Raw genomic sequence first — 14290 nt, forward strand, 5'->3', positions numbered from 1 at the left:
AGTAATACAAGTTACCCGACTTCAGGATTTACCCAATTTTCAGTTGGTTGTTCTGGTTTTAACGCAGAAATAATGTTATCAACAGCGCATTTGGCCATGGCATACCGAGTTTCAGTGGTTGCTGAACCGACATGTGGTGATAATAAAACATTATCAAGTTTTAATAATGGCGAATCTTTGGCTAATGGTTCAACTTCAAAAACGTCTAAGCCAGCAGCCTTAATTGTTTTATTTTTTAATGCTTCATAGAGCGCTTGTTCATCAATTATTGCACCTCGAGCGCCATTGATAAGGATAGCTGATGATTTCATTAACGCTAATTTTTGTTTAGTAATAAGTCGTTTTGTTTGATCGGTTAGCGGTAAAATGATAACAACAAAGTCAGCTTGTTTAAGGACATCATCTAGTTCAAGACGTTTAGCATGATAGGCTTGTTCAATATAGGTATTGGCTGAACGATTATAATATATGATGTTCATATCAAAACCACAATGTGCTCGTTTAGCTATGGCTTGACCAATGCGACCCATGCCTAAAATACCAATGGTTTTACCATAAATATCTGTACCAAAATACTCAGGTGTGATGCTTTTATTCCAGCCACCATGATGAATAAGATTAGATAATTCAACGGTTCGACGAGCGGTAGCCATGAGTAAGGTAAAAATGAGATCAGCGGTACTTTCAGTGAGAACTTTCGGAGTATTCATTAATCGGACGCCATGTTTTTTCAAAGCAAGCAAATCATAATTATCAAAACCGACTGAAATTGTCGCCGCCGCTTTTAATTTAGGGGTTTGTTGCAAAAAACTATCATCAATTCGAGTTGGAATATTAGATCCAATCATACCGTCAGCATTGGCTAATATTTGGATAAATTCACTAATATCGGTTTTGGGATCACCTTGAAATAGTGTTAGATTGAAAGCTTGCGCTAGTCTTTCTTGCTGATCAGCTGGAATTTTACTAAATAAAACAACATTCTTTTTCATAAATACTCCTATATAGCTATATAGACTATTTTTAGCGCAGTATAGCGTTAGCTTATTTAAATTTGCAATGAAATTAAGTTTTAAGCAAATTAGTTTTTATGTGCTGAAAAATGAGAAATATTTATATTTTTTTAAATATTTTTTAAAATAATTATTTATATAAATCAATATAATAGAATGTTTTTTAGAAAAATATTAAATTTTTTTGAAATTAATTGGAACTTTTTGTGATTTAGTCTGTCTATATATTCAGATTACGTTAATTCATTTTTTTGCCCTCCACTCATTTTTGAGTGGATTTTTTTTGCCTACAATTTTTATTAGTGCTAACTAGTCCTGCTATAGAATTATATAATCTACATAAATAATCGATATATGAAAATATATTGAACAATTATTAACAGCAAGTTAATATCTAGCGATTTTCATTATTCTAATAAATAGTGTTATTTTTATTATTATCAAGCCTTTTATCTATTCTCAATTTATTTGGTATATTTAGTCTGGTAACTAAGTAATAAGGTAATGGATGGTGCTTAAATACTAATAAGTGAGCAGAGAGAATTTTTATGTTATTTTCATCAAGGACAAAAGGCCACCTAATCGCACTGATGACAGTGTTTATTTGGGGAATCACTTATATTGCCACCAAAGTTTTACTGACAGATTTTAAACCGATTGAAATTCTCTTTTTTCGATTTACCTTAGGTTATGCCGCGCTTTGGTTATTAGCACCTCGCTTTTTCGCCTGGCAAGGAATTAAACAAGAGTTGATGTTCCTTGGCGCTGGATTTTGTGGTGTCACTTGTTATTTCCTCTGTGAAAATATTGCGTTAACCTATACCACCGCATCAAATGTTGGTGTGATCACCACACTAGCTCCAGTCTTTACTGCTATATTGGCCATCTTTTTTCTTAAGGCCGAAAAACCAGCGAAAGTGTTTTATATTGGGTGTCTATTCGGCATGATAGGTATAGCCTTAATTAGTTTCAATGGTCAGTTTGTATTATCGGTTAATCCGCTTGGTGATTTACTGGCGGTGTTTGCTTGCCTATTTTGGGCATGTTATTCAATTTTAACTAAAAAAAGTAGTAACTATGGTTACAATATTATTTTGCTGACGCGAAGATTCTTTTTTTATGGTCTAATGTTCATGTTACCCGCACTATATTTATTTGATTTTGAATGGAATTTTTCGCGATTTGAGCAACCAATAAACTTAATAAATATCTTGTTTTTAGGTGTCGGAGCTTCAGCTATCTGCTTTGCCTCTTGGAATTATGCGGTAAAATTAGTGGGTGCGGTCAAAATTAGCATCTATATCTATTTAGTACCAATTTTGACAATTATTAATGCAGTGTTAATTTTAGATGAACCTTTTACTTGGATTGCGGCAATAGGTACCTTATTTACACTTGGTGGCGTATTTTTATCAGAAGGGAAAATCAAATTTAAAAAGCATTAATATTTTATAATTTTTATTAATGCTTTGATATAAAAAAATATTACCTAAACTGCCACATTTATTGCATACGGTTGTCGATAGCTTGCATAATAATTTGTCCTAAGTGCTGATAATTTTCATCAAAATGATGGCCACCCGGTAGTTGAAATGCTTCGCCTTTCATCTCCGGTTGTAGGCAACCGCTATCGTCTCTCTCTTCTGCGCCATAGATACAGAATAATTTCTTTTCTGGAATCTGCGCAACCTCTGGTGCTGTTTTCATTTCATCGCCAGATTGTCCCAGCCAACCACTGACTTCTATTTCAAAATTAGCATCTTTAGAAAAAGCAATCATAATCAATGCTTGAACGCTTTGTTGATCTGCTTTGGATAAGCGATTATATAGTGCTGGTAAGATGTCACCCCCAAAAGAATAACCCGCTAGTACAAATTTATTCACCCCCCATTTATCACGGTATTCCTGCATTAAATAAGTCAGATCTTTAGCACTACGTTCAACCGAGCGATGTTGCCAAAAAAGTTTTAATGCATCGACACCAACCACCGAGTAACCATGTGCAGCCATATATTCTGCTGAAACTTTATCTAAATCTCGCCAACCACCATCACCTGAATAATAAAAGGTAACACTATTCGGATGTTGTGGATTACCTTTAGCTGGCAATTCAATCACAGGTAATGGTTCATGTTCACCAAATAAAATAGATGATAAATGTAAACTTAATAGTTCGGTTGGTGACGCTTGATACTCACCAATTGAGGTGGTTACTTTAATCTGTTTTTGTTGGCGAGGGAAAATAGCCACTTGTTCATCAGGTGGATTGTTCCAAATAACCTGCCATGTTCCATGGCTGGCCTGTGCAGGTAAAGGTGCGTCGCAATCTTTATGATCTAAAGTAAACTCAATGGATAAAGCTTTAGCATCATCATCTTGTTGTTTGCTTAACCAACGATAAGCGAAAGCTGCACCTTCTTGCATGCCGGCAACAGTAAATTTATCCTCATTTAAGATCTTCTTCGCTTGTTCAAAGCGTGTTTGTTGTTCGGCACAACTTCCTTGTGGTTGTAATTCAAATTGCACCAATTTAGCACCCATTGATTCAGATAAGGTTAATAATTGATTAGCGGTAAAGTGATTATCTTGTGTCGCAACAATTATTGCTGAAGCTTCTGCTGACTGTCTAGGGCTAGCAGATAAGATAGTAAAGTTTTGATTAATTGTAAAAGTATTAACCGAAGCAGTTCGTTGGTTTTTATAACTGTACCAACCTTTAGCAATACAAAATGTAATGAATACTAAAATAATGAATAATAAAACATAAAGTATGATTTTTTTCATTTGATTAGTTCTTCTGGTTAGTTAATGTTGTTTTGCCACCTGAAATTAACATGGTAGTATCAATTAAAGCAACTAAGGGGTCGAGTCCGGCAGGAACCGCCATATAACGGGGTTGCCAATGCGTTGCAAATTTTTCTTTAAACTGGCGTAGGCCTTGGAAGTTATAAAATCGGCCACCTCGGCGAAAGACTAATGCGCCTAAACGTTGGATCATTGGTGCACCACGTCTTCTTTGCATGCCTGCAAGTGGTACCATTCCCAAACTAAAATACTGATAACCCTTTTCTTGATAATGTAAAATTAAACCAACCATTAAAAACTCCATGGTCGATTTTGGAATATCTTGTAAAACTCGCATTAGATCAATACTAGCACTATAGTTTTGCTTGGTTTCTAATAAATTCACAAAAGCAATAATTTTCCCCTGATATTCAATTGCGGCAACCGTGAAATTATCTAAATAGGATTTAGAAAAAGCCCCTAATGAGAATTTTTTCTCTTTGGTATGTTTATTTTTTAACCATGAATCGGAGACGGCTTTCAATTCATCAATTGGTGCAGTACCCGGTGGATAAAATCTTAAACTAAGCCCATCCCGTTGCCCACGGTTCCAAGTATATCGAAGATCTTTATATCCCTTAGAGGTTAAATTAAACTCTTTTAAATTAACTAAGGCTTCTTCACCAAGTTTGACAATTCGAAGACCAATATCCATATAAAATGGTAAATTGTTTGCTTTAACTTGGTAGAAAACCGGACGTAAATGGTGTTGATCACAAAGATCTCTAAATGCCCAGATTAAATCAGCCCGAGCAGCGCTATCATTGCCAATAGGATCATATAGCGCAACCATGCTTCTTCCTCGCCTTGCATACATAATGAAAGCAGTATGTGATTGATTGAAGAGCAGTGACTTATCACCACTCATCGCTAATCCGCCTTCAGGTTGTTTTGAGTTAAGCATGATTTGATAGGCTTCACTTAGCTCCTCTTCAGTCGGAATCTTCAAGATAGGTAATGCTGGTTTAAATGACCAAAATAACATTACGCTACTCAATAAGATAAAACTACCTAATGCTGCACGTAATGCTCGGGGAACTCGGCTATCTAACTCAAATTGCCACCATAAATCATGGCTATAAGGAATATCTTGATAAATAAATAAGATTAGCCAAACAAATAAGGCAATTAAACCAAAACTGACAACAAAGGATTTTAGTGAAAAAGGTAAAATACTTAATCGGCTTTTACGATAAAAAGCATGCCTAAAATTGATTAATAGTATGGCTATTATTAATAATGTCGCTGCTTCGATCCAGTGTAAACCTCTTAGCAATGAGCAGATACTGCCTAATATCAACAATATAACCGATACTCCCCATGCCGAATAAAGTCTGCGACGTAATCCTACCGCCATTAGTAGGCATAAAACTCCGATTAAACTTGCGGTTAAATGAGCAAAATTGACAATTTTTTTCGGAAAAAAAGTGCTGACAAAATCATGATTAAAGCCAGGTGTAACACTTGAAAACATCATGACTGCTCCGGCAAAAAATACCGTGGTTGCCATAATCGTTGTCGCAATACCGGTATCGGTTTCCTTAACTTGTGGCGCGGTTAACAAGTGTTTTCCTTCGTTAATTAGCAGTAAAATTCCAGCAGGAATCAATGGTAATATGATATAAATTAAACGGTAAATGACTAAAGCAACCGTTAATGATGCAGTATCAATTTGTGATGAAAATGCCGCTAATATAACCGCTTCAAATATGCCAACTCCACCAGGGACATGACTAAGTACCCCAGCAACTAATGCCAAGATATAAATCATAATAAAGGTAATAAAGTTTGGTTGATTCGGGAGTAAAAAATAGAGAATAGCACCGGCTAAAATGGCATCGATTAAGGTAATTAAAAATTGTCCACCGGCTAATTGCCAGTTAGGTAAACGGATCTGCCAATGGAAAATTTGATATAGCCAAGTATCTTTATTGGGTTTTTCTGCTAATCGGTGCGCATGTAAAAATAACAATACACCAGCATAAATGATCAATACTGCACTAGCGATTAATTCAATAGTGATTACCGAGATATGTAGCGCTAGCATGGTATTTTGTATATGTATTAATGCAGCAATTGTGGCAATTAAGGGTAATGTAAGGCCTAACGAAAGGCTAACAAAAATCGACATGCGAGCAACATCTATGGTGGTTAATCCATATTTAAAATAGAGCCGACAACGAATTGCACCGCCGGATAGGGCGGATAACCCGACTGCATTACCAATGGCGGAGGCACAAATTGCACCAGTAGCTATTGTCGATGGCTTTAAATCAACGCCTGCATATCGTGCAGCTGACCATTCATAACCCATCAACATAATATAACTCGCTATCGCCGATAAACATGCCAGTAAAATTGCATGGTAAGGCAGTTTATGCAGAGCTGATTGTAAATCGATAAGGTTAATTGATTGTAATAAATGCCAACACACAACCAGTGCGATACAAAAAATAGTGAGTCCAAATAGTAGAGCGATAAATTGACGATATCGAGTGAAACATTCTATAAGTTGCCAAGGCAAAACTTTGCGTGCTGATATTTTCACTTAATCAACTCCAGTTATTTGCATTGATAATAAATTGTGATTAGAGCATTCTACCCTTCGAAAATAGTGAAAACAATCGAAAGAAATTAAAAAAAATATAAAAAAACATTAAATACAAGGGGTTTTTTGTTAAATTTGTCAGAATAATCATCAATAATGATATTAAATGTGATTTTTAACTCATTTTAAATTGATTTTTTTGGTTTTATGCAAGAATAAATGACTGATTGATAAAGTATTAACTAAAACCATCAATAGCGATTAGATTTTAACTGCGGTAATATACATAATATCTCGATCAAATATAATCTATCATTACTATTTTTAATTAAGCCTAATAAAATGACCAACCGAATAACTGCCCAACAACAACTAATTCTTAATTCGATTAAACTATTTGTTCAACAAAAGCTTTCGCATGATTTTTCGGGTCATGATATAGCGCATATTGAACGAGTTGTAAAATTAGCCGAAAAAATTCTTAATGATCAGCCACAAGCAGATGCATTTATTGTATTGATGAGTGCTTACTTGCATGATGTCATTGATGAGAAAGTGGTTGAGGATGTTGATAACGCAATAATTGAATTGCGTGATTATCTGCAATTATTAAAGATAACCACTAACGAGATTAACGCTATTTTTGCTATTATCGAAAATATGTCTTATCGGAAAAATCTTTCGCAAAAAACCGAGTTATCGTTGGAAGGACAAATAGTTCAAGATGCTGACCGTCTTGATGCTATTGGCGCAATAGGTATTGGCCGTACTTTTTATTATGGTGGTAATAAACATAATATTATGCACGATCCAAACATTCCACCGCGAACGAAACTTAATGAAGACAATTACAAACAGCCCAATACAGTAATCAATCACTTTTATGAAAAGTTATTTTTACTCAAAGATATGATGAATACTGACATAGCTAAACAGATCGCCGAGCGACGCCATAAAATTTTAGTTGAATTTGTTAATCAATTTGAGCAAGAGTGGCTGAGTAACGATTAAATTTTATCAAAACTAAATCCTGACGATTAATCAGGATTTAGCTAGCTGATTTTCAAACTCTTTAAGGCATCGCTTCTATTTAAAAAGGAATTGGTGCACCAACTAAAGAGAGTACGATTGGTAATGTAATTAAACTCAATAAAGTACTGACTAAAGTAGCACTTGATACCAGTGCTGGGTTAGTATCAAATTGAACTGACATTAATGTGGTATTGGCAGCACTTGGCATTGCCGCTAGAACAATAAGGATTTGTTTTGCCATTGGGGTAATAGGCATAAAATAGACCATGGCAAAAGCGACCAGCGGTGATATCACCATCCTAGTTATTAAAGCAAAAGAAAGTTTTGGATAATCAAGTTGTTTAATTTTGATTTTGGCCAATTGCATGCCCAAAATAATCATAATTATCACAATGGAAGAATCACCTATCATACTAATCGAAGTCATAATCGATTTTGATAATGGTATTTGACACAGTTGAAAAAGAATACCCGCAAAGGCACCATAAGCAACCGGCATCCTAATTACTTTGTTAATGACATCCTTTTGACTGACAATATCACTATGTGTGCTGCCCTTGGCTGCATAATAGATGCCAACAGTGCTCATAACAAATTGTTGTAACACCATCATTATGACACCTAGATCAAAACCGATCGTGCCAAAAAAAACCAGTAGTACTGGTGTACCATAATTACCATTGTTCATAAAACACGAACTTAAAATCATTGCACAGCGTTGTTTGACCGAATACTTCATTATCATTGACCAGATGCTGACAATAAGAACCAAGGAAAAACAGAGTCCAATGAGATAAGCAATATAGATTAAATAATCGCTGGTTAAGGTATGTGTATAAAATGTTTTAAATGCCAAAAAGGGTGATAACACATATAGCGACATTTTTGAGAGATTAGCAACATCAAAATTAAGAATCTTTTGACCAATAAATCCAACAATAAAAATACAAAAAATAGGAAACAAAATAAGGAAAAATTGCATAATTTTAACTTTAAACTTTTTGGTTAATTAATTTATTGAATCAATAGTTTCAACTATCGATTCGGTTAGTTTTTGACAGGTGTTATCATCAAGGGCTTTATTGTGTTTATCGGTTAGAATAAACAGATCTTCAATATGTTCGCCAATTGTGGCTATTTTAGCACTGCTTAGCGATAAGTCTAATTTTGCAAACACTTCACCAACACAAGCAAGTAAACCCGGTTTATCAAGCGCAATGAGTTCCATATAAGTTTGGTTTTCGTTAAATGACGAAATAAAGTTGACTTGTGTTGGTACAGAAAACGAACGTAGTCGCTGTTTAGTGGGTTTTATTGTCACGCCTTTGTAGACTGATTGATGTAGTACCTTATGTAGCGCTTGGATAATATCTTGATGTCGATTTTCTGGCACAATTTGCCCATTAGGTTCAAGCACAATAAAGGTATCTAATGCAAATCCATTTTTATTAGTAATAATCAATGCATCATGAATACTCAAATTTAACATACTTAACGCATTACATGCTGCGGCAAATAAAAAAGGTCTATCAGATGAGTAGATGATGATTTCGCTGCCACCATGATATGGATTGGAATTAATCGAAACTAATGTTTGATTCAAATCATGATTTAATAATAGTTGAGCGTGCCAAACGATCTGTTCAGCGCTATAGCGCAAAAAGTAATCGACACGATAATCTTGCCAAAGGTTTTTTATCATTTGCTCGTCGTAATTTTGTGCCAGCAATTCAGTTAGTGCTTGTTGTTTATGTTGACGAGCAACACTTCGTTGTTCTGGTATTTGATGAATGCCCGAATCAAATGATCGTTTAGCGGTTAAGTAGAGCTCACGCATTAAGCTCTGCTTCCAACTATTCCATAAGGTTTCATTAGTGGCACAAACATCGGCAACCGTTAAACAGAGTAAATAATGTAAACGGCGTTTGCTTTTTACTAATTGAATAAATTCGCGAATAACATCGGGATCTTGGAGATCTCGACTTTGCGCAGTTACCGACATCAATAAATGATAACGAACTAACCAAACAATCAAATCGGTATCTTTCGCATCGAGTTCATGTAATTGACAAAAAGATTCGACTAATTTAGCGCCTATTTCCGAGTGATCACCATGTCGACCTTTGCCAATATCATGGAATAATCCCGTTATTATCAGTAATTCAGGTTTAGATAGTTTGGCAAATACTGTTGAACTATTAGGATGTTTTTCTTTACCCACTTCGGTTTTTAAACGATCGAGTTCTAGCAATAAGCGGATAGTATGTTCGTCGACCGTATAAGCATGAAACAGATCAAATTGCATCATGCCTGAGATTTGTTGCCAACCAGGTATATACACCGCCAAAATACCATATTGATGCATTGGCAAAATGGCTTTTTTAATTGCATCTGGATGTTTGATGATTTTCATAAACAATGTTCTTGCTTCTGGCGTTTCACTAAGTAAATAATTGAGTCTTCGCCTTGCAGAACGAAGTTGCCTAATCGTATTAGAATATAATCCTGTAATTTGCGGATTAAGCAAAATTGTATAAAACAGATTGAGGATCATCAGCGGGTTATCAGTAAACACGCTGTTATGTTTAACATCAATTAGGTTGCCTCTGACTTGAAAATGTTGATCAATATCATAGGTCTTTTGTGATGAGTAACGTTTTAATAATGACTCATCAAATAGTTGTAAAAGCATTTGGTTGAGTTCGGTAATATTATGCGCAACACGATAATAATCATGCATCATATTTTCAACCGGTGTATTGCCTTCACCACTATAGCCCAACATTTTAGCGATACTTAGTTGACGATCGAATAATAAACGATTGTCATAGCGGTTGATCACGCAGTGAAGCGCAAAGCGCATGCGCCATAAAAATTTGCGGCAAGTCTTAAATTCGGCCACTTCTTCTGGCGTTAAATAGTCAAACTGGGCAATTTTTTTTAAAAACTCTCCGCCAAAATGTCGGATTGCAACCCATTGGATGATTTGCATATCACGTAAACCACCTGGACTATTTTTTAGATCTGGCTCTAAATTATAGGTAGTGCTGTGATATTGTTGGTGTCTTTCTTGTTGCTCTTGCATTTTGGCTTGATAAAAAGCTGGAGAAGGCCAGATTTTATCGCTAAAAATTTCACTGCGGAGCTTATTAAGTAATGACTCACTTCCGGCAATTAATCTTGATTCAATTAAGTTTGTCATGATAGTGATATCATTTTTAGCTTCTTGCAAGCAGGTTTTTAACGTTCTAACGCTGTGGCCAATATCAAAATGCAGATCCCAAAGTAGACGGACTAAATCACCAATTTGTTTTTCCAGTTGCTTGGTTAGTGAGTTATCACTTAGTATCAAAATATCAATATCGGATAATGGATGAAGTTCGGTTCGACCATAACCACCAACTGCAATCAGTGCAATGCGATTTTGTTTAAACAGCGATGAAACTTGTTCGGGAATTCGATAATAATGCCATAATCGTTGAAGTAGCTGATCAATAAACTGACTGCGCAGATGAACTAAGTCATCAATATCAGCGTTATTTTTAAACTGAGTCACTGACCATTGTTGAAACGCATTTAGTTGTTGTTTTAGATAGGGGACAGTTATTTGCTCATCACTAAAATCAAGCGGAGAGATAGAATAAAACAAATGCGCATCAATCATAGTCATCATATCAAATTAGCAAAATGGAATTATTATATCGTCTACCGATTTTAAAGTAGTGTCAAGCTGGAATGATAACAGTTTTCATACAATAACATTAAGCAATAACGTTTTATTCAATCCATTAGTAGTTTTAAAATTGAAGAGTAAATATTTTTTGTAAAAATAATTGAGGAGTCTATACCGTCAAATAGTGTTTATTTAGGAAAAATAGTAAGTTAAATAACTTAATGTGAATGTTCCATGACACAATTTATTTAGAATTATTAACAATAAAAACGAGTTGATAAAAATAGTTATGCCACATGCTTATAAAATGTATTATTTAAGATTTTGTAAAAATAATTGAGAAGTCTATACCATCAAATATGATTTATTGCGGGTAAATAAGAGTATTAAATCAGTTAAGCTTGATTTTTTATTCTATTAGCTTACTGAGTGGTTTAGCTAGTAGATAAAGGTCGATTATCTGTTGTTTAAATAACATTTTCCGTTCTGCCAATAATAACATCCGAGTATTGGGTGATCGGGCAATAAAGAACATTCCATAATCAGTAGTACGAAAAAAAATCACGATATAGACATTATATTGTTGTATATCAATTAGAAACGATTAAAATGGCTAAAAAACAAAGGATAAATAATAAATATTTTTAATAATTTCAAATCAAAAAGAGACATTAGGAATGGGAATACAATGAGGTAAGTTAAGTGAATAAAAAAATACTATTTTTAATTATGTTGTTTATCAGTCACTTTGCACAAAGTGCTGAAGTCACTTGGGATCTAAATTTTGATGACAAATATAATTTACCTTTAATCATGATGGATTTTCAAGGTGAAAAAATTGCCATGACATTGGATACGGGTTCGAAAATAGCTTTACATCTACCCATGGATTTAATTAATAAGATTCCTAATAAAACCGAAAAACCTGAAAAAATCAGAAATACTGATCTTTCTGGTAATGTCACAGAACTGCGAGCATTTATCATCGATAAGTTAGTGTTAAATTCTTTTATCTTTAATAATGTGCAAGTGGTTGAATATAAAGACTGGGGATTATTTATTTCGAGTGATCCGATGGATAATGATAATAGTGAGGATAGCAATGCATTTAAAGCTGTTATTGGCCTTAAATTGTTTGATAATTATGTATTAACTATCAATTATCCTGAAAGTAATTTAACAATATCCGATGATACTTCAACCGACTTAAATCCAAATTGGGTTGCTATCCCCTTTGATTTAAATGATGAAGGTTTGGTCGTCACTCTGTCTGACGGTATCAAGAATTATAAAATGGTTTTAGATACAGGGGCGACAGTATCACTCATCAAACAACAATCACTTTCACCGGAATCAATTACAATAAGCGATCCTGAAGATAATTTTAAATCTATATCACTTGATGTGAATAATGTCGCGAATGATAGCGTTCTGCCAATAATAATTGATTCATTTCCTAATGAATTTCAATCTGACGGATTATTAGGCGCTGACTTTTTAAGTAAAAACAGAGTTAAAATTGATTTTAAAAATAAGCAAATGTGGATCCAACCGGTTGCGAAATAATGATTTTAACTTATTACTTAGTAGAACTAATAAAATCATTACAAAAAAGACCTACATTAGTAGGTCTTTGCTTTAGGGGGTTATGAGTTATTTTTCAATTAAATCACATGTTCAGTTCTAGCAATAATATCATCTTGAGTAACAAGTGTTGTAATCGTTTGGCTACCAAATGATACATTGACGACATGCTTTGACGCATCAAAGTGGCTTAAAAATCATGGCAGAAGAATTGACGTCATTAACGGCTTTAAATCTTGTTAAATTATGCTTTGATAGTTTAATGCAGAAGCAATAATTGCTATGCATAATGGATTAATAATATCAAAGGAACCGACAAGGTTCCTTTAATAAAAAATTTGAGGAAAGGGGGGTTTTTGCGATTAATAATTACAAGGTAAAATCACTTAAATCATCTTCACTAATTTCTGAATCGATTTGTCCAACTAAATATGAGCTCATTTCTGCTTCTTGTGGCGCAACCTGTACGTTATCAGAAACAAGCCAGTTATTGATCCATGGAATTGGATTCGATTTTACTTCAAATGGTAATTTGAGACCAACCGCTTGCATACGAATATTGGTAATATACTCAACATATTGGCATAGAATATCTTTGTTTAAACCAATCATTGAACCACCTTCAAATAGATATTCAGCCCATTCTTTTTCTTGATTAGCCGCTTGTAAGAAGAGGTCGTAACAATCTTGTTCACACTCTTTAGCGATTTCGGCCATTTCTGGATCATCTTCACCGCTTCTTAGGGTATTAATCATGAACTGTGTACCGGTTAGATGTAATGCTTCATCACGAGCAATCAGTTTGATTATTTTGGCATTACCTTCCATTAATTCACGTTCTGCAAAGGCAAATGAGCAAGCAAAACTCACATAAAAACGAATCGCTTCAAGCGCATTAACGCTCATTAGGCATAAGTAAAGTCGTCTTTTTAACTCTCGTAGATCAATAGTGATAGTTCGATTATTGACAGTGTGTTTACCTTCACCTAACAAATTATAATAACTAGCATAACTAATTAATTCATCGTAGTAGCCTGCAATATCACCAGCCCGTTTTTGAATTTCTTTATTAGTCACAATATCGTCAAATACAACCGATGGATCATTAACGATATTACGAATAATGTGGGTGTATGAACGTGAATGAATCGTTTCTGAAAATGACCAAGTTTCTACCCATGTTTCAAGTTCAGGAATAGAAATTAATGGTAATAAGGCCACATTTGGACTTCGACCTTGAATGGAATCGAGCAGAGTTTGATATTTTAAATTACTAATAAATATATGTTTTTCATGTTCTGGGAGCGCTGCATAGTCAATACGATCTTGCGATACGTCGACCTCTTCAGGACGCCAAAAGAAAGAAAGTTGTTTTTCAATTAACTTTTCGAACATTTCATATTTTTGTTGATCGTAACGAGCAACATTTACCGGTTGACCAAGAAACATTGGCTCTTTAAGTTGATCATTATGGACGTGTGAGAAGGTGCTGTAATTCATGCTCATAATCGAACTCCTAACAGAAATTTGTTAAGCTTTTTACTGTGCAGATAAGTAAAAAGTCGGAATAGTAGGGATAACTCAGTTGTTATCCGC

Annotated in this window: 9 protein-coding genes; 3 read left to right on the top strand and 6 right to left on the bottom strand. The window is 34.5% G+C overall.

Going from position 1 to position 14290, the window contains the following annotated elements; all coding sequences use genetic code 11:
- Positions 1-11: 11 nt before the first annotated feature.
- On the bottom strand, positions 12-992 hold the full coding sequence (locus tag AC5LWZ_RS03515; protein WP_493463969.1) for a 2-hydroxyacid dehydrogenase: 981 nt from the start codon (positions 990-992) through the stop codon (positions 12-14).
- Between the two features lie 569 nt (positions 993-1561).
- On the opposite strand from AC5LWZ_RS03515, the gene AC5LWZ_RS03520 reads away from it, so the two are divergent.
- The gene (locus tag AC5LWZ_RS03520; protein ID WP_086362934.1) at positions 1562-2458 is read left to right on the top strand and encodes a DMT family transporter; all 897 of its coding nucleotides are present in this window, start codon (positions 1562-1564) and stop codon (positions 2456-2458) included.
- Positions 2459-2516: 58 nt separating this feature from the next.
- Here the strand turns inward: AC5LWZ_RS03520 and AC5LWZ_RS03525 are convergent, their stop codons facing one another.
- Together AC5LWZ_RS03525 and mprF are read right to left on the bottom strand one after the other, a co-directional pair.
- Positions 2517-3797, bottom strand: a complete 1281-nt coding sequence (locus AC5LWZ_RS03525; RefSeq protein ID WP_493463970.1) for a virulence factor family protein — start codon at positions 3795-3797, stop codon at positions 2517-2519.
- A 4-nt stretch (positions 3798-3801) separates the two neighbouring features.
- Complete coding sequence (gene mprF, locus AC5LWZ_RS03530; RefSeq protein ID WP_493463971.1) at positions 3802-6405, bottom strand: bifunctional lysylphosphatidylglycerol flippase/synthetase MprF; 2604 nt, start codon at positions 6403-6405, stop codon at positions 3802-3804.
- A gap of 342 nt (positions 6406-6747) precedes the next feature.
- Between mprF and AC5LWZ_RS03535 the strand changes: the two genes are divergently transcribed.
- Positions 6748-7416: an HD domain-containing protein gene (locus AC5LWZ_RS03535; protein WP_493463972.1), complete on the top strand. Its 669-nt coding sequence runs from the start codon at positions 6748-6750 to the stop codon at positions 7414-7416.
- A gap of 79 nt (positions 7417-7495) precedes the next feature.
- On the opposite strand, the gene AC5LWZ_RS03540 is transcribed toward AC5LWZ_RS03535, so the two are convergent.
- Both AC5LWZ_RS03540 and glnD read right to left on the bottom strand, forming a co-directional pair.
- Positions 7496-8419, bottom strand: coding sequence for an AEC family transporter (locus tag AC5LWZ_RS03540; RefSeq protein WP_086361045.1), 924 nt, complete (start codon positions 8417-8419; stop codon positions 7496-7498).
- Between the two features lie 27 nt (positions 8420-8446).
- The gene (gene glnD, locus AC5LWZ_RS03545; RefSeq protein ID WP_493463973.1) at positions 8447-11110 is read right to left on the bottom strand and encodes a bifunctional uridylyltransferase/uridylyl-removing protein GlnD; all 2664 of its coding nucleotides are present in this window, start codon (positions 11108-11110) and stop codon (positions 8447-8449) included.
- 702 nt (positions 11111-11812) lie between these two features.
- On the opposite strand from glnD, the gene AC5LWZ_RS03550 reads away from it, so the two are divergent.
- The gene (locus AC5LWZ_RS03550; RefSeq protein ID WP_493463974.1) at positions 11813-12676 is read left to right on the top strand and encodes a hypothetical protein; all 864 of its coding nucleotides are present in this window, start codon (positions 11813-11815) and stop codon (positions 12674-12676) included.
- 387 nt (positions 12677-13063) lie between these two features.
- Here AC5LWZ_RS03550 and nrdB read toward each other — a convergent pair whose 3' ends face one another.
- Complete coding sequence (nrdB, locus tag AC5LWZ_RS03555) at positions 13064-14194, bottom strand: class Ia ribonucleoside-diphosphate reductase subunit beta (protein WP_065577674.1); 1131 nt, start codon at positions 14192-14194, stop codon at positions 13064-13066.
- Positions 14195-14290: the final 96 nt, after the last annotated feature.

Source organism: Gilliamella sp. LMG 34362 (assembly GCF_984569125.1).